Origin of the sequence: Microbacterium algeriense, assembly GCF_008868005.1 — a bacterium.
GTDB classification, from domain to species: domain Bacteria; phylum Actinomycetota; class Actinomycetes; order Actinomycetales; family Microbacteriaceae; genus Microbacterium; species Microbacterium algeriense.
This window is the reverse complement of record NZ_WAAO01000001.1, coordinates 873321-893455: the sequence shown is the minus strand read 5'-3', so window position 1 is coordinate 893455 and position 20135 is coordinate 873321. Positions and strand designations below refer to the sequence as shown.

20 protein-coding genes are annotated in these 20135 nt (G+C 70.2%); 12 read left to right on the top strand and 8 right to left on the bottom strand.

Annotation, left to right across the window (positions count from 1 at the left end; translation table 11 throughout):
- Positions 1 to 29: 29 nt before the first annotated feature.
- The gene (phnC, locus tag F6A08_RS04285; protein WP_151458717.1) at positions 30 to 860 is read right to left on the bottom strand and encodes a phosphonate ABC transporter ATP-binding protein; all 831 of its coding nucleotides are present in this window, start codon (positions 858 to 860) and stop codon (positions 30 to 32) included.
- Between the two features lie 145 nt (positions 861 to 1005).
- The gene (locus tag F6A08_RS04280) at positions 1006 to 1935 is read right to left on the bottom strand and encodes a phosphate/phosphite/phosphonate ABC transporter substrate-binding protein (protein ID WP_124896356.1); all 930 of its coding nucleotides are present in this window, start codon (positions 1933 to 1935) and stop codon (positions 1006 to 1008) included.
- Positions 1936 to 2104: 169 nt separating this feature from the next.
- On the opposite strand from F6A08_RS04280, the gene F6A08_RS04275 reads away from it, so the two are divergent.
- The gene (locus tag F6A08_RS04275; RefSeq protein ID WP_225855730.1) at positions 2105 to 2848 is read left to right on the top strand and encodes a GntR family transcriptional regulator; all 744 of its coding nucleotides are present in this window, start codon (positions 2105 to 2107) and stop codon (positions 2846 to 2848) included.
- A 265-nt stretch (positions 2849 to 3113) separates the two neighbouring features.
- Here the strand turns inward: F6A08_RS04275 and F6A08_RS04270 are convergent, their stop codons facing one another.
- On the bottom strand, positions 3114 to 4244 hold the full coding sequence (locus F6A08_RS04270; protein ID WP_151458716.1) for a sensor histidine kinase: 1131 nt from the start codon (positions 4242 to 4244) through the stop codon (positions 3114 to 3116).
- A 227-nt stretch (positions 4245 to 4471) separates the two neighbouring features.
- Between F6A08_RS04270 and F6A08_RS04265 the strand changes: the two genes are divergently transcribed.
- Positions 4472 to 5128 (top strand): response regulator, encoded by a 657-nt coding sequence (locus tag F6A08_RS04265; RefSeq protein WP_225855729.1) that lies wholly within the window; start codon positions 4472 to 4474, stop codon positions 5126 to 5128.
- Here F6A08_RS04265 and F6A08_RS04260 read toward each other — a convergent pair.
- Together F6A08_RS04260 and F6A08_RS04255 are read right to left on the bottom strand one after the other, a co-directional pair.
- Positions 5028 to 6776, bottom strand: coding sequence for an HNH endonuclease signature motif containing protein (locus F6A08_RS04260; RefSeq protein WP_151458715.1), 1749 nt, complete (start codon positions 6774 to 6776; stop codon positions 5028 to 5030). The two genes, F6A08_RS04265 and F6A08_RS04260, sit on opposite strands and share 101 nt — an antisense overlap.
- Before the next feature lie 107 nt (positions 6777 to 6883).
- The gene (locus tag F6A08_RS04255; protein ID WP_151458714.1) at positions 6884 to 7747 is read right to left on the bottom strand and encodes an EamA family transporter; all 864 of its coding nucleotides are present in this window, start codon (positions 7745 to 7747) and stop codon (positions 6884 to 6886) included.
- Positions 7748 to 8001: 254 nt separating this feature from the next.
- Here F6A08_RS04255 and F6A08_RS04250 point away from each other — a divergent pair, with 254 nt between their 5' ends.
- The 3 genes from F6A08_RS04250 (at position 8002) to F6A08_RS04240 (ending at position 11434) form a co-directional block, all read left to right on the top strand.
- Entirely contained in the window at positions 8002 to 9285 is a 1284-nt protein-coding gene (locus F6A08_RS04250) for a M18 family aminopeptidase (RefSeq protein ID WP_151458713.1), read from the top strand.
- Between the two features lie 35 nt (positions 9286 to 9320).
- Positions 9321 to 10763, top strand: a complete 1443-nt coding sequence (locus tag F6A08_RS04245; protein ID WP_151458712.1) for a purine-cytosine permease family protein — start codon at positions 9321 to 9323, stop codon at positions 10761 to 10763.
- A gap of 107 nt (positions 10764 to 10870) precedes the next feature.
- The gene (locus F6A08_RS04240) at positions 10871 to 11434 is read left to right on the top strand and encodes a cysteine hydrolase family protein (protein WP_225855776.1); all 564 of its coding nucleotides are present in this window, start codon (positions 10871 to 10873) and stop codon (positions 11432 to 11434) included.
- A gap of 303 nt (positions 11435 to 11737) precedes the next feature.
- On the opposite strand, the gene F6A08_RS04235 is transcribed toward F6A08_RS04240, so the two are convergent.
- Positions 11738 to 12448, bottom strand: a complete 711-nt coding sequence (locus tag F6A08_RS04235) for an MBL fold metallo-hydrolase (RefSeq protein ID WP_151458711.1) — start codon at positions 12446 to 12448, stop codon at positions 11738 to 11740.
- Between the two features lie 83 nt (positions 12449 to 12531).
- Between F6A08_RS04235 and F6A08_RS04230 the strand changes: the two genes are divergently transcribed.
- From F6A08_RS04230 to F6A08_RS04205, 6 genes are all read left to right on the top strand, one after another.
- A complete protein-coding gene (locus F6A08_RS04230) occupies positions 12532 to 13056 on the top strand; it encodes a TetR/AcrR family transcriptional regulator (protein ID WP_151458710.1) in 525 nt (174 codons plus the stop codon).
- Between the two features lie 83 nt (positions 13057 to 13139).
- The gene (locus F6A08_RS04225; RefSeq protein WP_151458709.1) at positions 13140 to 14204 is read left to right on the top strand and encodes an alpha/beta hydrolase; all 1065 of its coding nucleotides are present in this window, start codon (positions 13140 to 13142) and stop codon (positions 14202 to 14204) included.
- A 257-nt stretch (positions 14205 to 14461) separates the two neighbouring features.
- Entirely contained in the window at positions 14462 to 15313 is an 852-nt protein-coding gene (locus tag F6A08_RS04220) for a tryptophan 2,3-dioxygenase (RefSeq protein WP_124896364.1), read from the top strand.
- On the top strand, positions 15313 to 16263 hold the full coding sequence (locus F6A08_RS04215) for an amidohydrolase family protein (RefSeq protein WP_151458708.1): 951 nt from the start codon (positions 15313 to 15315) through the stop codon (positions 16261 to 16263). The genes F6A08_RS04220 and F6A08_RS04215 overlap by 1 nt, the downstream gene beginning before the upstream one ends.
- Before the next feature lies 1 nt (position 16264).
- Positions 16265 to 17629 (top strand): kynureninase, encoded by a 1365-nt coding sequence (locus tag F6A08_RS04210; protein WP_151458707.1) that lies wholly within the window; start codon positions 16265 to 16267, stop codon positions 17627 to 17629.
- Entirely contained in the window at positions 17619 to 18455 is an 837-nt protein-coding gene (locus tag F6A08_RS04205; protein ID WP_151458706.1) for a PaaX family transcriptional regulator, read from the top strand. Before F6A08_RS04210 ends, F6A08_RS04205 begins: the two co-directional genes overlap by 11 nt.
- A gap of 101 nt (positions 18456 to 18556) precedes the next feature.
- Here the strand turns inward: F6A08_RS04205 and F6A08_RS04200 are convergent, their stop codons facing one another.
- Positions 18557 to 19042 (bottom strand): FBP domain-containing protein, encoded by a 486-nt coding sequence (locus F6A08_RS04200; RefSeq protein ID WP_017201709.1) that lies wholly within the window; start codon positions 19040 to 19042, stop codon positions 18557 to 18559.
- 299 nt (positions 19043 to 19341) lie between these two features.
- On the opposite strand from F6A08_RS04200, the gene F6A08_RS04195 reads away from it, so the two are divergent.
- Complete coding sequence (locus F6A08_RS04195; RefSeq protein ID WP_151458705.1) at positions 19342 to 19689, top strand: hypothetical protein; 348 nt, start codon at positions 19342 to 19344, stop codon at positions 19687 to 19689.
- A 21-nt stretch (positions 19690 to 19710) separates the two neighbouring features.
- Here the strand turns inward: F6A08_RS04195 and F6A08_RS04190 are convergent, their stop codons facing one another.
- Entirely contained in the window at positions 19711 to 20067 is a 357-nt protein-coding gene (locus F6A08_RS04190; protein ID WP_225855728.1) for a four-helix bundle copper-binding protein, read from the bottom strand.
- Between the last annotated feature and the right edge of the window lie 68 nt (positions 20068 to 20135).

Genomic DNA, 20135 nt, shown 5'->3' with positions numbered 1-20135 from the left:
CGCTGAGCCTGTCGAAGCGTCGAGCGACGTCATGATGCCGCCACCTGCGCGGCCGCCTCGACCAACTCCTCCTGCACTGCGCGGATCTCGGCGGTCGTGGTCGCGACGCGTCCGTAGATCTCCATGACCTCGGTCTTGGTGAGGTCGCCGGTCGGGGTGTCGAGCACCACTTCGCCGTGGCGGAGTCCGACGATGCGGTCGGCCCAGCTGATCGCGAGGTCGACCTGGTGCAGGCTGCACACCACGGTGAGTCCTTCATCGGCGGCGATCTCGCGGATGAGGGCCATGACCTGCTCGCTCGACTCGGGGTCGAGGGAGGCGACCGGCTCGTCGGCGAGCAGGATGGCGGGCTTCTGCATGAGGGCGCGCGCGATGGCCACGCGCTGCTGCTGGCCGCCCGAGAGCGTGTCGCTGCGCTGGTAGGCGCGGTCGAGCAGGCCGACCCGGTCGAGGTGCTCGAGCGCGGTGAGCTTGGCGGAGCGCGAGTAGCCCCACAGCCCGAGCCGGGGTCCGCGCACGCCGGACAGCGATCCGGTGAGCACGTTCTCGAGCACGGTGAGCGAGGGGACGAGTTCGAACTGCTGGAAGATGAACCCGACGCGACGGCGGAGTTCCCGGAGGGCGCGGCCCTTCAGCGCGGGCACTGCCGAGCCGAGCACCTCGACCGCACCGGAGGTGGGTACCTCGAGGCCGTCGAGGTGACGCAGCAGGGTGGACTTCCCCGAGCCGGAGAGCCCGAGGAGCACGACGATCTCGCCGCGCGCGACCTCGAGCGACACGTCCCGGAGGGCGGTCGTGCTGCCGAAGGTCTTGGTCACCCCGTCGAGGCGGATCAGGGTGTCGGATGCCGAGGCGGTCATGTCTTCTTCCTTGTCATCGGTGTCGCGGGCGTCGTTCGTCTCGCTGCGTTCGCCCAGATTCCGGGGGCGGGTTCCCGAGCGAGCAGCGCCCTCCGTCCCGCTCCGCTCGCTCACGAGCCGACGAGACGAAGGGCGCCGGGCGGGGTCAGCCCTGGCACTGCTCCGCTTCGGTCTCCTTGCAGATGTCGCGGATCAGGTCGTAGTACGCGTCGTCCACGGGCTTCGTGGCGTAGAACACGCTGCGGAAGGCGTCGGTGTCGGCGCTGTCGATGCCGGCCGCGATGATGTCGTCGATCGTGATCTCGGAGAGGCCGTCGATGAGCTTCTGCGAGACGTCGTCGGGAAGCGTCGACGAGTACACGAGCGGGGCACCGGGCACCATCGTCTCGTCGATGACCTCCACCTTGTCGGACTTCGCGACCTCCGAGTCCTCCGCGAAGCCGGCCTCGCACTCCGCACCCTCGCCGACCTTCTGCACGCTCACGTCGTGCTTGCCCGCGAACACGGGGGTGATGTCGGTCTTGGGGTCGATGCCGGCCTTGAGCAGGTTGTACGACGGGAAGAGGTAGCCGGAGGTCGAGGACGGGTCGACGAAGCAGACCTTCTTGCCCTTGAAGTCCTCGATGCTCTTGATGTCGCTGCCGGCGGGGACGATCGCCTGCGAGTAGTAGCCGGGCTCCTGGCCCTCGGCGGTCACGATCGAGGAGATCGGGGTGAGCTGGGCGCCGTTGTTGGTGGCGGTCACGTAGGTGAAGCCGGAGAAGGATGCGACGTCGACCTTGCCGGCCACGGCCGCCTCGATCAGGGCCGCGTAGTCCGTCGACTCGTGGTACTCGACGGTCTTGCCCGTGAGCTGGGCGATGTAGTCCATGAGCGGCTGGTAGTTCGTCTCGGTGTCGACCGAGTCGGGCACGACACCGAAGACCAGGGTGTTCTCGTCGACCGCGAACCCGCTGGTGGACGACGTGTCGTCGGAGCCGGGGGTGCCGGTGGCCTCGGCGGAGCCGGAACAGGCGGCGAGACCGAGTGCGAGGATCGCCGCGCCGGCGAGGGCGGGGAGAGCGCGAAGCTTCATGAGGACCTTTCAGGGTGTGAGGGGTGATCCACGGAAGACTCTCGCAGGTGTCCTCCCGAGATATGTACCTAACTCGAAAGAGTTCAGGGCTCGTTTACCGAGCATTCGCCTGGATGAACACTCCTCGAACGCGACGACGGCCGCCGCGGTGACCAAGTAATGTACCTATGTGGCTGAAGCTGTGTACACCCAGATCGCCGAGGACCTCCGCGCGCAGATCGCTGCGGGCACGCTGCGCCCTGGTGACGACGTGCCGACGGAAGCCGAACTGGCCGAGAGGTGGCACACGTCGCGCGGCCCGATCCGCAACGCCCTGGCCGCTCTCCGCGGCGAGGGCCTGATCGAGACGACCCGGGGGCGCCCCGCGCGCGTCGTCTCGCGGAAGGCCAATCAGGCCGTGGACGTCTCGGTGCCGTTCACGCGCTGGGCGAGGGAGCTGGGCGTCACCCCCGGTGCGCAGACGCAGGAGCTGAGTCTGCGCAGAGCCGGGGACATGGCGGCGGCGCTAGGCGTCGGCGTGGATGACACGATCGTCAGCGTCGTGCGGCTGCGGCTGCTCGACGGCCGACCGACGATGCTCGAGCGCCTCTCCTATACGGAGGTCCCGGGGCGGCGCCTGTTCGATGTCGATCTCGACCAGGTGTCGATCACGGAGCACCTGGCCTCTGTCGGGCATCCGATCGCGGCGCTGCAGCACGTGATCGACGCGGTGGCGGCCGACGAGCAGGACGCCGCGTTGCTGCGCGTCCCCCGCGGGACGCCCATCCTGCGCCTCACCCGGACGTCGCGCGACGCGGACGGCCGGATCTTCGAGGCGTCGGAGGACCGCTACCTGAGCGAGGTCGTGCGGTTCACGGTCGCCGCATCCGGGATCTCGACGGACGGACACTACATGCGAGCTGTCGGGGCGTAGCCGGCGGATCGCCGGATCCGGGCGATCCTCTCCCGTCGACGCAGAAAACGCGCCGTTAACGCAGAAGGCGATCGCGAGCGCGTGAAGTATTTCAGAAGCCAGAAAGATCGCGCCCGCGATCGCAGCGCTGGGGACGCTTTATCTGGGGAGCCTTCAGATTATGCCCGGCCGCAAGCCGTTCTGAAGGGTCGAACGTCGAGACTCTTCTAGACTTTCGTCTAGGTTCTCGCGGATCCGAAAACGGCTGCTCACACACTCTAAGCCATCAGACGACGGGGAGGCGGGCCGACACGACCCAGGATCCTTCCACTTCGCCGGCGCTGAACTCGCCGCTCGCCCCCATGACCCGTTCCGCCATCCGCCCGAGGCCTGTGCGGCTGGACGAGAGCTCGCGACGCGGCGTGGTGGGCAGGGGGCTGCGGAGGGCGATCTCGTCGTCCACGTCGAGGTGGATCTGCACCTCGCCGGGGCCGGCGTATTTGAGGATGTTCGTGGCGGACTCCCGCACGATGCGGGCCAGGACGATCTCGACGGCGCGCGGGATGCGCTCGTCGCGGGGGTCGCCCTGTCTGTCCACGGAGTGACCAGCGGCTTCGAACTCTCCCTGTGCTTCGTCGATCGCTGCGGCGAGGTCGCCGGTCTGGACCGCGGTCTGCGGTCCGTCGTCGGCGAGTTCGATCACGAAGCGGAGGTCGGTCATGGCCTTGCGGGCCGCGACACGGATGGCCTCCTGCGAGTCGGTGCTGGTCTCGGGGTCTTCGAGCATCTGCACGTGCAAGGCGACCACCGTGAGGTGGTGCGCGATGCTGTCGTGCAGCTCGCCGGCGATCCAACGTCGCTCGGCGAGGACGGCCTGCCGTTCCTGTTCGGCGCGTTCCGCGAGTTCGCGCTCGAGGCGACTGCCCCGAGCGAAGGCGAGCCGCAGGGCGAACCCGACGGCTCCGGCCACCGTGGCGAAGACGAGGAACAGTCCGACGTTCACTTCGGCGTCAGCGTCGCCGTTGGCGACGACGGCTGCGGCGATCAGGAACGCACCGGTGTACGACAGGATCAGAGACGTCCACCCCAGGCGCATGACCAGGCCGGCCGCGACAGCGGCGGCGGTCAAGACCTGAGACTCGGTCCCGACGAGGAAAGAGGTTGCGAACACGACGCCGAGGGCGCATGTCGCGATGAGGGTGTTCCAGAGGTAGAGAGCGAACGCTGCGGTGCATGCGACGCTCACGAGGAGTGCGGCCGGATTCACACCCGGCGTGGTGAAGAAGCCGATGACGTCTGCGGCGATGGTGATGGCGATGATGACCAGGACGACGATCCGCTCGATCGCGCTGAGCTTCTCGCCTCGACCCAACCGGAACGAATCCGCAGATCGCCGGAGTGATTGGTCGAAGGCCATGGGTTCACTATCTCCTATTCGCCAGGTACGCTAGCGGACGAGACCGAAAAACTTGCCAACCTGCTGCCAGAAAGTCATTACATTCACCTCCATTATGTAGCCGTTCGTTGATGTCTGTATTCATCTTCTCGGCGAACTTGCGGGCGCACATCTGTCTCAAGTCCAGACCTCGCTAGCCAAAGGTCTACATGCCTTCGGTGAAGCTCCCACGCCGTTAGGCTTCCTCCATGCAGGAAATCCGTGTCGTGATCGTCGACGACGATCCCCTCGTCCGTTCGGCGCTGTCGCACTTCGTGTCGCGCGACCCGGAGATCACCGTCATCGCGCAGGCGGAGGACGGTGTGGAGGCGATCAGCACGGTCGAGCGCGAGCAGCCGGATGTCGTGATGATGGACGTCCAGATGCCGGAGATGGATGGCATCGAGGCGACCGGGGTGATCGCGGAACGCTGGCCTCATGTGCGGGTGCTCGCGGTGACGACGCTCGATGGCAGCGACACCGTGCTGCCCATGCTCAGCGCCGGGGCCTCCGGCTACCTGCTCAAGGACTCGAGCGCTGAGGAGATCGTGACGGGTGTGCGGGAGGTGTACAGCGGGGCCAGCTCGCTCTCACCCCGCATCGCCTCCATGCTCATCCGGCACGTCCGCGACTCCACGCCGGCCGCCACCGAGGCCGAGTCCCTCGAGCCGCTCACGGAGCGCGAGGCCGAGGTGCTCCAGTGCCTGGCGCAGGGCATGTCGAACGCCGAGATCGCGAAGACGCTGATCGTCTCGGAGGGAACCGTCAAAGCCCACCTCGGGCGCATGATGGCCAAGTGGCATCTGCGCGACCGGGTGCAGATCCTGGTGACGGCCGCACACGCCGGACTCGTCTCCTTCCGCTGACACGCCCCGGCCCGCGCATCGCCGGCCCCGGCCGCCGCTTCCGGACCATGCCTCCGGTGACACACCCCGGCTCGCGCAGCCCGCACCCGGCCGCCGCTTCCGGGCCAAGCCTCCGGTGACCCGCCTTCACGCAGCGGCGGTCAGCCGCGTCCGCGGGACACGCCAGCGACGTTCGGGGTCCCACCATGCCGGTCCGCGGATCTGCGGAATCCCGCCATCCATCCGGATCTCCCACCCCGATCGGTCCAGGGAGCGGTGATGCCACCAGCACAGGGGGAACGCCGTTGTCGGTGTCGGTCGGCCCTCCTCTGGCGTGCTCGACGACATGGTGGATCTCGCACCAGGACGCCGGCACATGGCAGCCGGGGATCAGGCATTCTCCATCTCGGGCGATGATCGCGCGGCGCTGGTGCACCGTGAACACCCGATCGATGACGGTCGTGCCGACGATGCGGCCTTCGTCGAACAGCACCCGCTGGATCGCCCCCGTGCACGCGGCCTGGGTCGCGACCCCGATCGGCACCGGCACCTGGGAGCCCGCCACGGTCGCCCACCCGGTGCCGGAAGCGAGGTCGTTCGCATCGGCGTGCACCACGAGCGTCGGCGACGCCCCGGCCAGCCGGGGCATGTCGTCATGACGCGCGGCGATCCCGAGCGCGGCCGCCAGCGCGTCGTGCCGCTTCTGCGCGGCGGTGCGCTGATCGATCACGTTGCGCGGGTCGGAGTTCCAGCGGTCGGAGTCGGCAGGGTCCGTGCCGCCCGAGTCTGCGTCGGCACCGGCACCGGCACCGGCACCGGCAGAGGCTGCACCGGCCTCGGGGCCGCGCCCGGCCGGCTCGCTCTCCGCACGGAACATCACGCCCGGTTCGGGCGGCCCCTCCGTCTTCGGATTGCACTGCGCGTCGATGATGAGCTGCAGCTGAGCGGCCACTTCCGGCAGCAGGTTCCCGCGGAGCGGGTGCACGCCGTTGCGCAGCCGCCCGATGGTGACGAATCGCTGGTTCCGCGCTTTGCCGTCCGTAGGCTCGGCACCATCCGGATCGAGCAACTGCGCGAGCAGCAGGGCGTACTGCCGGATGTCTTCGGGAGTGGCCGGCGGCGCTGCGGACGGCGCGCCGTCGGACTCGGCGCCTTCGCCATCCGGCTCGCCGCCATCGGCGTCGGGGATGCCGCGGGCCAGCTCGGCCAGGGCCACATCGGCGGCGAGCCGATCCTCCACCCCGATCCGATCGCCGGCCTGCAGGATCGGCCCTGTCGCCGCGAGGACGCCGGCCACTCCGACCACGCCATCGAGCATCGCCTCGCGGATCGCCGGGAACCGCGCCGGGAGTCGCTCCCCCGTCGTCAGCGCCACCTCGCGTCGAACCGCCGCTGCCGCCTTCGTCACCCGCGACGCCCCGGGCGCATCCACACGGAGCACCCGCTGCAGGAGCTCGTTCATCGATCGGCAGCCGGTCGTATCAGGGAAGGACGGCTCGGCGGAGGCGACCGCCTCCACGACGACGGCCTCCACGCGACGAAGCGCCTCTCCGGCGGCCCGGAGGACATCCCGTCGGGCGGCGTCGTCGAGTCCGGCGAGCTGTTCGGCGGACAGCACGGCATCGAGGTCGGCGACGGCCCGATCCATGGTTTCTGCGAGGGGGTTCATACGTCCATCCCACACCGGACCACCGACATCAGAGCTCCGAAACAGACCTGTTCAGGCCGCTTTTTGCAGCATTCCGGAATGCACTTCGGCGGCCGTGTCGCCGACGGTCAGAGCGCCAGCAGCACGATCCCCACCACGACGACGAACGAGGCCCCGATCCGCCAGCCGGGGCGCGATTCCCGGAGGATGACCACCCCGAACAGGCTGACCAGCACGACGCTCACCTCCCGCAAGGGCGCGACCAGCGCGACCGGCGCGATCTGGATGGCCGTCAGCACCAGGATGTAGGACAACGGCGACAGCACCCCGAAGACGAGGATGCGGCGCCACTGCGTGCGGCCGAGCGCCCAGACGGCTCTCCACCGACGCCGCACCGCGAACGAGTAGAACGGCACCTGCAGCAGGGTCGTCCCGACCATGAACGCCACAGGCGCGAGGCTCCACGTCCGCACCGCGTGCGCGTCCCAGATCGTGTACACGGCGATCGCGACCCCCGTGAGCAGACCGAACACGATGCCGGGGTCGAGGCGGCGAGCGCCGCCTCCGCTGCTCCGGTCGACGAGTCCGATCGCGACGACGCCGGCGATCACGGCGGCGACCCCGATCAACGCGACGATCGACGGCCGTTCGCCCAGGAACAGCACGGCCACGATCACCGACAGGAACGGACCCGTGCCGCGCGCGGTCGCATACACGGTCGAGAGATTCCCCTCGCGGTATCCGCGCTGCAGCACCGCCATGTAGCCGACGTGCAGCACCGCCGACACCACGACCCCGAGCGCGAAGGACGCGAGGTCTTCGGTGCCGAGGCCGCCCGTGAACGGCACGACCCCGATCCACACCGCCGTGCTGGCCACGGCACCCCACCAGAGGAAGGGAGCACCGGCCCGGCTGATGCCGTGGGCGACGATGTTCCACGACGCATGCGCGATCGCTGCGCCGAAGACGAGGACGAAGGCGAGAGGAGACACGTCGAGACCCTTCCGTCCGACGCGGGCGCGACGAACAGGGTCCTCCGGGCTTTTGTCCTGTCAGATGACGCCCCTCCTGCGGAGGAGGGCCGTGGCGCCGCTCGGACCAGTCGGGCGCGAACCCCGGAACCCTAGGCGCTATCAGGACCACCCTAACCCGCGACGATGAACGGGCGGCAAACGAGCAGGGCGCGCCAGGAGCGCCCGCGACCGCGACTACGCTCGAAGCACGCCCGTCTTCAGGAAGGCACACCATGCCCGTCACCCCGGTCGCCCTCTCCCACGCCGAGGACCTCGCGGACTTCATCGCCGCCTCCCCCTCGAGCTACCACGCCGCGGCGGAAGTCGCCCGACGCCTCGAATCCGCCGGCTTCACCCGCCTGCACGAGGAGGACGCCTGGCCCGCGCTCACCGGAGGACGATACGTCGTCGTGCGCGACGGCGCCGCGATCGCCTGGAGCGTACCGGCGGATGCCACCGCGACGACGCCCGTGCAGATCTTCGGCGCGCACACCGACTCCCCCGGCTTCAAGCTCAAGCCTCAGCCGACCACCGGCTCGCGCGGCTGGCTGCAGGCCGCCGTCGAGGTGTACGGCGGACCGCTGCTCAACTCCTGGCTCGACCGCGAACTGCGCCTGGCCGGACGACTCGCCCTGGCCGACGGCCGCGTCGTGCTCGCGGACACCGGGGCGCTCCTGCGCCTGCCGCAGCTGGCGATCCACCTCGACCGCGGCGTGAACAACGGGCTCGCCCTCGACAAGCAGACCGAGACGCAGCCCGTGTGGGGCCTCGGCGATCCGACCGAGGCCGACGTCCTCGGCGAACTCGCCTCGTCCGCCGGCGTCTCGGCGACCGAGATCCGCGGTTACGACGTGGTGCTGGCCGACTCCGCGCGCGGCGCCGTGTTCGGCAAGGACGACGCGTTCTTCGCCTCCGGCCGCCTCGACGACCTCGCCTCCGTGCACGCCGGCGTGGTCGCGCTCGCAGCGCACGAGCCGCAGGACGGAGGACCGATCGCGGTGCTCGCCGCCTTCGACCACGAGGAGCTCGGCTCCAAATCGCGCTCCGGCGCCGCAGGCCCCTTCCTGGAGGACGTGCTCGAGCGGCTCTACGCGGGCCTGGGCGCCGACGGCTCCGCCCGACGGCAGGCCTACGCCTCCTCCTGGTGCCTGTCGAGCGATGTGGGCCACTCGGTGCACCCCAACTACGCCGCCAAGCACGACCCCGTCGTGCAGCCGGTCCTCGGCTCCGGCCCGATCCTGAAGCTCAACGCGAACCAGCGGTATGCCACGGATGCCGTCGGAACCGCGTCCTGGCGCACCTGGTGCGACACGGCCGGGGTCGTGACGCAGGAGTTCGTGTCGAACAACAGCGTGCCCTGCGGCTCGACGATCGGCCCGATCACCGCGACCAGGCTCGGCATCCGCACGGTCGACGTCGGCATCCCGATCCTGTCCATGCACTCCGCTCGAGAGCTCGCCGGCGTCTCCGACCTGCACGACCTCGCCCGCGTCGCGGAGGCGTTCTTCGCCGGCTGATCCCCGCCACCCCCGGTCAGTGCCATCATGAGCACATGACGCAGAACGCACCCGGCCTCATCGAGCGCGCGGGCATCGAGATCATCCCCGAGTCCGAGCGCACCGCGAAGCCGCGCGACCTCTTCTGGCCGTGGTTCGCCGCGAACGTGTCCGTGTTCGGGATGTCGTACGGCTCCTTCGTGCTCGGCTTCGGCATCTCGTTCTGGCAGGCGACGATCGTCTCGATCATCGGCATCGTGGTGTCGTTCCTGCTGTGCGGGCTCATCGCGATCGCGGGAAAGCGCGGATCGGCGCCGACCATGGTGCTCTCACGCGCAGCGTTCGGCGTGCAGGGCCAGAAGGTTCCCGGCATCGTCTCGTGGCTCACCTCGATCGGCTGGGAGACGTTCCTCGCGATCATGGCGGTGCTCGCCACGGCGACCGTGATCACCCAGCTCGGCGGCGACGGCGACAGCATCGCGCTGAAGATCGTCGCGACCGTGATCGTCGCCGCCCTGATCGTCACGGCCTCCGTGCTCGGCTACCACACGATCATGAAGCTGCAGTCGGTGCTGACCTGGATCACGGGCGTCGTCACAGTGCTCTACATCATCCTGGCGGCACCGAGCATCGAGCTCGCCGCCGTCATGGCGCGCCCCGACGGCGGCATCGGACAGGTCATCGGTGCGCTCGTGATGGTCATGACCGGATTCGGTCTCGGCTGGATCAACATCGCGGCGGACTGGTCGCGCTACCAGAAGCGCACGGCATCCGATGGCGCGATCGTCGCCTGGAACACGATCGGCGGCTCGGTGGCCCCCGTCATCCTCGTGGTCTTCGGTCTGTTGCTGGGCGGCTCCGACGAAGACCTCATGGACGCGATCGCCGCCGACCCGATCGGTGCTCTCGCCTCGATCTTGCCCGTATGGGTGCTCGTGCCGTTCCTACTGACCGCGGTGCTCGCGCTCGTCTCGGGGGCAGTGCTGGGCATCTACTCCTCCGGACTGACCCTGCTCAGCCTCGGGATCCGCATCCCGCGCCCCTCCGCGGCGGCGATCGACGGCGTGATCCTGACGATCGGCACGGTCTTCGTGGTGTTCTTCGCGACGGACTTCCTCGGCCCGTTCCAGAGCTTCCTGATCACGCTCGGCGTTCCGCTCGCCTCGTGGGCCGGCATCCTGATCGCCGACATCCTTCGCCGTCGAAAGGACTACGACGAGGAAGCGCTGTTCGACAGCCGCGGCCGCTACGGCGCGTGGGACTGGACCTCGATCGGCACCCTGGTCGTCGCGAGCGTGATCGGCTGGGGCCTGGTCCTGAACGGATTCGCGGAAGCGGCGCCGTGGAACAACTGGCAGGGCTACCTGCTGTTCCTCGTCGGCGGGACCGACGGCGACTGGGCCTACGCGAACCTCGGCGTCTTCGTCGCGCTCGTGCTGTCGTTCCTCGTGACGTACTTCGCCAGAGCGGGGAAGATCCGTCGTCAGGAGAACGCGTGATCCCTTCGACAGGATCAGGGACCCAGGGGGAACCGGGCCCAGGGACCCAGGGGGAACCGGACGCAGGGACCCAGGGGGAACCGGGCGCAGGAACCCAGGGGGCGGCGATCTCAGGGGCCCAGGGGGCGGCGAGCTGGCTGGTGGTGATCGATCCCCAGGCGATCTTCGCCTCGGCGGAGTCCGCGTGGGGCTCACCGTTCTTCGGTGAGGCGATGCCGCACATCCGGGCCCTCGCCGACGCGTTCGGCGACCGGGTGCTGGTGACGCGGTGGATGCCGACCGCCGACCGCTCCACGTCCTGGGGCGACTACTTCGCCGCCTGGCCGTTCGCCGATCAGCCGCCGAACCACCCGCTCTACGACCTGGTGCCGGAAGCCACCGCCCTGACCCCGCATCCGTCCATCGATCTGCCGACCTTCGGCAAGTGGGGACCCGAGATCGAGGCGGTCGTCGGACGCGGGGCGCATGTCGTGCTCGCCGGAGTCTCCACGGACTGCTGCGTGATCTCCACCGCCCTGGCCGCAGCGGACGCCGGCGCCCACGTCATCGTCGCCGCCGATGCCTGCGCCGGCTCGACCGCCGAGAACCACGCCGCCGCCCTGCACGTGATGAGCCTCTATCCCCCGCAGCTCACGATCAGCGACACCGCCGCCATCCTCTCCGCACTCTGACGCCCCGCACCCTGCCCTGCGCCCTGCCCCCACGCCCTGCCCTCACGCCCTGCCCCCACGCCCCCGCCCTGCCCCCACGCCCCCGCCCTGCCCCACGCCCTGCGCCCTACACAACTTCGGAGATGCGCGACGACACGCCGGTGCTCGCGCGCTCCCTGCGGCGTGTCGGGTCGGATCTCCGAAGTTGTGCGGGCGACGGGCGGGTGCGGGCGGCCGGGCGGGTGCGGGCGGGCGACGGGCGGGTGCGGCGGGCGTGTCCGGGCGTGTGCGGGCGACGGGCGTGTCCGGCGGGTGCGGCGGGACTCAGGCGGAGGCGCGGACCGCGGCGGCGATGGCGGAGGGAGAGCCGTGCCAGGGAGCGCCGTGACCGGGGAGCACCCACGACGCGGGGATCGCGGACAGCCGGTCGAGCGAGGCGAGGGCCTCCGCCGGCTCATCTGTGAACGGAGCCGGCTGCGCGCCCGTCCGGCCGGTCAGGACGTGGCGGGTCGTCAGAGCGTCGCCCACGAACATGGCGTCCGCTGCCGGCACATGCACCGCGATGCTGCCCGGCGAATGCCCCGGCATCCCGATCACCACCGGCGCGCCGGGCAGATCGAGCACCTGCCCGTCCGACACCTCCGTCACCTCGGAGACGTGGGGCGTGCGCAGCGCGTTCTTGCGGAGGCCGTAGGCGAAGAAGCCCAGCGTCGGCCCCAGACGAGCCGGCCCCATCGCGGTCTTCGGCTTCTCCCCCGTGCGCACCCGGTGCGCATCAGCGGCATGGATGAACACGGGGACGCCCGCCTCCCGCCGTAGCCGCTCCGCGAAGCCGATGTGGTCGCTGTCGCCGTGGGTCAGGACGAGGCCGCGGACGTCGGACAGCGGACGCCCGATCTCTGCGAGCTCGCGCTGCAGATCGTGCCAGTGACCGGGCAGGCCCGCGTCGATCAGCGTGATGCCTTCCGGGAGGTCGACGAGATAGGCGGCGACGATGTCGTTGCCGATCCGGTGCAGGTGCGGGGCGAGCTTCATGGGGGATCCTCTTCGAGAGATTGCGATGGCTACGTTACGTAGCTATCATGGCTATTGTCAATAGCCATCGAGGAGGGACCGACATGCCGACACCGGAGCGCACATCCGTCGAGGAGATCGTGGCCGCCGGCAGGGAGATCCTCGAGGCGAGCGGCGCCGGCGGTCTCACGATGCAGGCGGTCGCGACACGCGTGGGCGTCCGCGCCCCCTCGCTCTACAAGCGCCTGCGCGATCGGGATGCTCTGTTCGCCGCGGTCGCCGCGGCGACCATCGACGCGCTCACCGCCCGCCTCGAAGCGGCCGGCGACGATCTGGAGGCGATCGCGCACGCCTACCGCGACTTCGCCCGCGACCATCCTGAGGGCTTCCGGATCATGTTCACGAGCGCGGCACCGCACGACGCCCTGGAGCGCTCGGCGGCACCGTTGATCCGCGCCGCCGCCGCACAGGTCGGCGAGGACGATGCGCTCGACGCCGCCCGGCTCGTCACCGCGTGGGCCAACGGCTTCCTGCAGATGGAGCTCTCCGGCGCGTTCCGCCTCGGCGGCGATGTCGACCGCGCGTTCGAGTACGGTCTCCGTCGTCTCACGGCGTCCCTCGCCGCCTAGGCGCGCGCCTCACAGGCAGGCCCGGCGCGAGGTTCACCGCGGCGCCCCGGAATACTGGCACACTGTTGCCTGGAGAGGGGTCCATGAGCAGCCAGGCGCAGTCCACAGCATCCACCCGCCCGAAACGGACGCGCACGCCGTGGCACCGGACGAAGATCGTGCTCGGCGTCATCGTCGCCGTCGTCGCGGTGGTCGCGATCATCGGCTCGCTCACGCCGTGGCCCTCCGCGATGGTGATCCGTGCCGTGTTCACCAAGGGCGGCGACGAGACCGCCGCCGAGATGGACAAGCACGTGCCCGCGACGAAGCTCGACGTGCGGAAGGACGTCGCATACGGCGACAGCGGCGCGGACACCACGATGGACGTCTTCCGCCCGGCCTCCGCGTCCGGTCCCCTGCCGACGGTGGTCTGGATCCACGGCGGTGCCTGGATCTCCGGGGCCAAGGAGAACGTCGACCCGTACATGCGGATCCTCGCCGCCGAGGGTTACACGACCATCGCCGTGAACTACACGATCGGGCCGGAAGGCGTCTACCCGCTCGCCGTGCATCAGCTCGACGCGGCCCTCGCGTACATCGACGAGCACGCAGCAGAGCTGGGCGTCGACGCGAGCCGGATCGTGCTGGCCGGCGACTCCGCGGGTGCGCAGCTCGCGAGCCAGATGGCGACGCTCATCACGAGTCCCGACTACGCCGACATCATGGGCATCGCACCGTCACTGAAGTCCGATCAGCTCGTGGCGACCGTCCTCAACTGCGGCGTCTACGACCTGGCGGCGCTCGCCGAGCTCGACGGCATCCCCGGATGGGGGTTCAAGTCGGCGATGTGGGCGTACTCGGGCACCAAGACGTGGGCGGAGGACTCGACCGGCGCGACGATGTCGACGATCGACTGGGTCACGGCGGACTTCCCCGCCACCTACATCTCCGGCGGCAACGGCGACGGCCTCACCTGGCTGCAGTCCATCCCCCTGGCGAAACGCCTCGACCAGCTCGGCGTCGACGTCACGACGCTCTTCTGGCCCGCACCCCACGAGCCCGCGCTTCCGCACGAGTACCAGTTCCATCTGGATATGCCGGACGCGCGCACCGCCCTGCAGAAGACCATCGACTTCCTCGACGCGCACACCGCCCCCGACACCCCCTGACCCCGACGCACCCCGGATGCTCCGGGTGTCCCGGCACCCCGGTGCCCCGGCACCCCGGTGCCCCCCCGGGACACTTGTCGGGCGTAGGGACGGATGTCGGACGTCACACGGCGATGCGGCCCGACATCCGTCCGATCACCCGACATCCGTCCGCGCATCCCGGCATACGCCCCGGGCGCGGGCGCGGGCGCGGGCGCGGGCGCGGGGAGAACATTTCACTTCTATGACGGTCAGCACAGAAGTGATATGTTCGGCGCATGCACAGCGAGAACGAGCGCGCCCTCGAGTCCGGCATCGTGACCGATCTGTCGGGGCGGATGACGTACGGCTCGTACCTGGCGCTGGACCAGCTGCTCACGGCGCAGCACCCGGTGAGCGAGCCGGAGCACCATGACGAGATGCTGTTCATCATCCAGCACCAGACCACGGAGCTGTGGCTCAAGCAGCTGCTGCACGAGCTGTCCTCCGCGCGGGAGCTGCTCGCCCGCGACGACCTGCGGGAAGCGCTCAAGCGCATCGCCCGCGTCAAGCGCATCCAGGATGTGATGACGCAGCAGTGGTCGGTGCTCGCCACCCTCACCCCCACCGAGTACGCGCAGTTCCGCGGGGCGCTGGGCAACTCGTCCGGCTTCCAGTCCGTGCAGTACCGGGCGGTGGAGTTCGCCCTCGGCAACAAGAACGAGAAAATGCTGACGGTGTTCGCCGACCACCCCGCCAACCTGGCCCTGCTCACCGCCGAGTGGGAGAAGCCCACCCTGTACGACGAGTTCCTGCGCTTCGCCGCCCGGCGCGGACTGCCGGTGCCGACGGAGATCCTCGACCGCGACGTGCGGGAGCCCTACCGGGAGACCCCGGAGCTCGTGCCGGCGATCCGCGAGATCTACCAGGATCCGAGCCGGTACTGGGACCTGTACGAGGCGTGCGAAGACCTGGTCGACCTCGAGGACAACTTCCAGTTCTGGCGGTTCCGGCACCTCAAGACGGTCGCACGCACGATCGGCATGAAGGTCGGCACCGGCGGCTCCAGCGGCGTCGGCTTCCTGCAGCGCGCTCTCGATCTGACGTTCTTCCCCGAGCTCTACACGGTGCGCACCGAGATCGGCCGCTGATGCACGCCGCGACGTTCTTCGACGGCACCGGATGGCGCGAGGGCGTCGTCGAGCTCGCCGACGGACGGGTGCGGCTGCGCTCCGGGAGCCCCTCCGCACTCCCGCGACTCGACGGAGTCGTCCTCGGCGGATTCACCGACCACCATGTGCACCTCCAGCTCGTGGATCCCGCCGGCCTGGCCGGCTCCCGCCTCGGCCGGGTGGTCGACCTCGGCGGCAACCCCGACGAGCTCCGACGGACAGCACTCCCCGGCGTGCGGATCGACGTCGCGGGCGCCTTCCTCACCGCGCCCGGTGGATACCCGTCCGATCGCGACTGGGCACCGGAGGGATCGGTGCGGGAGATCGCGGATGCCGCCTCCGCCGCCGACGCCGTCGCCGAGATGGTCGACGCCGGAGCCTCGTGCATCAAGGTCACGAGCAACAGCACCGCGGGACCGGTGTTCTCCGACGAGCTCCTCCGCACGATCGTCGCGCTCGCGGCGGACCACGGCCTCGCCGTCGTCGCACACGCCGAGGGAGCGGGCGAAGCAGAGCGCGTCGTCCGTGCCGGCGCCGCCGTGCTCGCGCACGCCCCCTTCACGCAGCGGCTCGACGACGAGGAGATCGCCCGCCAGGCCGCAGCCGCCTCGTGGATCTCGACCCTCGCGATCCACGCCGACGACCAGCGCGCCGTGGCCATCGACAACGTGCGCCGCTTCCACGCCGCCGGGGGGACCGTGCGCTACGGCACCGACATGGGCAACGGCCCCACGCCCGTCGACCTGAACCCCGCCGAGATCACGGCTCTGCGCGAGGCCGGCCTCGACGACGGCGCTCTCCTGCGCGCCCTCGCCCCGGTGGACCCGCTCACGCCCTCCGCGGCGCTGCTGCTCGTCCCCGGCGGGTCCCCCGCGACCGCCGATCCGCTCTCCGCCCGACCGCTGACCGCCGCCGACCTGAAGGTGTGACATGACCGATCGATCCTCCGACGACGCGCTGCTCGACGCCGCGCGCACGCTCGACGCCGCCGACCCGCTGCAAGGGCACCTCGACGCCTTCGCCGACGCCCCGGGTGTGACCGCGTACCTCGACGGCAACTCGCTCGGCCGTCCGCTGCGCGACATCCCGGACAAGCTCGCGGCGTTCGTGCGCGACGACTGGGGGACGCGACTCATCCGGTCCTGGGACGAGCAGTGGATGGCGCTGCCGATGGAACTCGGAGACCGCATCGGCCGCGTGGCCCTCGGCGCGGCGGCGGGACAGACCGTCGTGGCGGACTCGACGAGCGTGCTGATCTACAAACTCATGCGGGCTGCCCTTCGACAGGCTCAGGGACCCAACGGGGCGAAGGCTCAGGGACCCAACGGGGCGAAGGCTCAGGGACCCAACGGGGCGAAGGCTCAGGGACCCAACGGGGCGAAGGCTCAGGGACCCAACAGGGACGAAGGGCAGGGGCGGCGCACGGAGATCGTGATCGAGGCGGGGAACTTCCCCACCGACCGGTTCCTCGCCGAAGGGGTCGCCGCCGAGACCGGCATGACGCTGCGCTGGATCGAACCGGACCCGGTCCTGGGTGTCACCGTCGCCGACGTCGAGGCCGTGGTGTCCGACCGCACGGCTCTCGTCTCGCTGAGCCACGTCGACTACCGCTCGGGCGCCCTCGCCGACATGCCGGCCATCACCGCGGCCGTCCACGACGCGGGCGCGCTCATGATGTGGGATCTGTGCCACTCGGTCGGCGTCGTCCCGATGCAGCTCGACGAGTGGGGTGTCGACATGGCCGTCGGGTGCACCTACAAGTACCTCAACGGCGGCCCGGGGTCGCCGGCGTTCGCGTACCTGCGCCGCGACCTGCAGGGCGTGCTGCGGCAGCCGATCCAGGGCTGGTGGAGCGCGGCCGACATCTTCGCGATGGGACCGGAGTACGAGCCGTCGTCCGACATCCGCCAACTCCTCAGCGGCACGCCGCCGGTGACGTCGATGCTGGCGATGCAGGGCATGCTCGACCTGATCGAGCAGTCCACGATCGAGGCGGTGCGCGCGAAGTCGCAGTCTCTGACCGATCTCGCGGTGCGCGCGTACGACGAACTGCTCGCGCCGATCGGCGTCCGGCTCCTGAGCCCGCGTGACTCGGCGCTCCGCGGCGGTCACGTCACGATCGGCCACCCCGCCTTCCGGGCGGTCACGGCGCGGCTCTGGGCCGACGGCATCATCCCGGACTTCCGCTTCCCCGACGGCATCCGCCTCGGCCTCTCCCCGCTCAGCACCTCTCACCGGGAGACCGTCACCGGCGTCCTGGCCGTCCGCGACGCTCTGGAGTCCGATGACCGCTGACCCGGCCGCCGTGGTGCTGGACGACCTCGATGCGCGGCCGGGCAGCGCCGCCTCGCTGCTGCGCACGCTGATCGGCCTGTACCTGCGCCCGCTCGGCGGCTGGATCGCTGCCGCCGACCTCGTGACCCTGGCCGGCGATCTCGGCATCCCGGCCGCCCAGGCACGCACCGGGATCACCCGCATCAAGCAGAAGGGGCTCCTGCGGGCGGAGCGCGGCGACGCGATCGGATACCGGTTGAACCCGGCCGCGAGCGGGATGCTGGAGCGGGGCGACCGTCGGATCTTCCAGATGCGCGAGATGACCGACGACGACCCGTGGTGTCTGGTGTCGTTCTCGATCCCGGAGAGCGCCAGAAGCGTGCGACACCAGCTGCGGCGCCGTCTGCAGTGGATCGGCGCGGGCGTGGTCTCCCCCGCGCTGTGGATCTGCCCCGGCCACCTCCGCGGAGAGATCGAGCAGATCCTCGCGGAACTGGGCGCTCGCCGATGGGCCACGCTCTTCCAGGCCTCCGCGCCCGCGCCCGCCGGCACCCTCCCCGACGCCGCGGCGCAGTGGTGGGACCTCGAGGCGCTGCGGGCCGAGCACCTCGCGTTCCAGGACTCGCTGTCGGATCTGCCCGCTGAGCCCTTCGCAGCGCATGTGCAGCTCATCGACCGCTGGCGGGTGCTGCCGTACACCGACCCCGGGCTTCCCCCGACCCTGCTTCCGGCGGACTGGCCGGGCCGGCGCAGCTTCGACGAGTTCGCGCGGCGCTCCGCCGAGCTGTCAGCCCCCGCCTGGGAGCACGTCCGCGCCAGAGTGACCGTTCCCGCGCACCCCGCCTAGCCGCCAGCTTTCTGCCCCTGAACCTGCTCCCGTCGCACTTCTCGTCGCCTGAGCGGATCGAGAGCGACAGGAAGTGCGACGGGAGCGAAGCGCGGGGCGGATCAGCCGGCGACCTCCGCGAGGAAACCGGCGACATGCTCCTGCAGTCGCAGGATGCGCAGGTCGCGCGCGAACTCCCGGTCGAAGCCCTGGTAGGCCAGCGGCGGCAGGACGCGGACGTTCCGGTTGCAGCCGAACTCGGCGCAGGCGAGGACGCCGACCGAGTCGCCCTTGCGCCCCGCGGCGCCGGCACGGCGGGCGACGAACAGCTGCACGTCGTTGCGGAGCGTGACGTCTTCGCACCAGGAGCACTGCGCCCTGGCGAGGACGCGCTGCTCGGCGCGCTGCAGGAAGACGCCGACGGGAGCATCGTCGACCCAGGTGACGACATAGGCGCGCCGCGGCATCTTCGGGTCGGTCCAGCCGAGGAAGTCCAGCCGGTCGAAGTCGAGGTCGGCGAAGCCGGGCGGAAGGTTCAGGTCGGAGACCTCCTTGCGGGAGGCGTTGAGGAAGGAGGCGCGGATGTCGCGCTCGTCGATGGGACGCATGAGCGGAGTGCTTTCGGGGTGGTCGCCGGAGACGGCGAGTCGGATGAGGAGAGGAGGCCCGGGCGAGAAGGCCGGGTACGGCTCGGCACCGGGGACGGGGGTTCCGCCTCCGGTGGGTCCTCAGCCTCTGTCCGCGGCGCGGAAAGCGCCTGCGGCTCCGTTCCGCGCCCGAGGGGCGCTCATCGACGACAGCACCCGGCGAGCCTACACCCGTTTGTTTCGCTCCGTGTCCCGCGCCCTGGGCTCCGCGAGCGAGGCGACGTAGTCTTCCGGGAACGTCGAACCCGAAGGAGACCCCCGTGTCCACGCCGCTCAACCGCCTTTCGCCCGTCCCGGTGCGGGAGCGTGCGGCGTGCATGTGCAGCACGGGCGGTCGCTGCTCCTCGTTCGCGCCGGGACACGCGCTCCACCTGATCCAGGCGCGCGTCGCCGCAGCGACGGCATCCGAATGGGTGGACGGGATCGTCGAGACCGCGGACGCCGGATCGGGCGACCTCGTCGTGCGCACGCTCGACGGGGAGACGCACGTGCTCTGGAATGCCTCGGGCGCCGCGCTCGAGGCCGAAGCCGGCGCGCCGGTCGCGTTGCACACGCGCTATGCGGTGCTCGCGGTCGGGCACACGCAGTTCAACGTCGCCGTGCTCTGACGACGCGGGACGGGACGAGGCTCAGGCGCTCGCCATCATCATGTCCTTGACAGCCGTGCACGCGTCCATGCACGCCTGGCACGCCTGAGCGCAGAGGCGGCAGACCTCGCTCATGTCGGCGTGCTCCATGCACTCGTCCATGCACATCTGGCACATCGCGATGCAGGCGTCGAGCATGGCCATCATCGACGCGGGCGTCATGCCCTGCATGCGCAGCATCGACCGCATCATCGTGTGGCACATGTCGGCGCAGTTCATGCACGCCGGCGCACAGTCCATCATCTGCGTCGAGCACACCGTGCAGGCCTGTTCGCAGGCCGCGCAGGCGTCCATGCACGCCTGCAGGACGGACATGTCCATCATCGCCATGTCGGGCATCGACTCCATGTTCTTCGACATCGCGCCCATCATCATCGAGTCCATCGCACACCGCTTCCTTCGTCGAG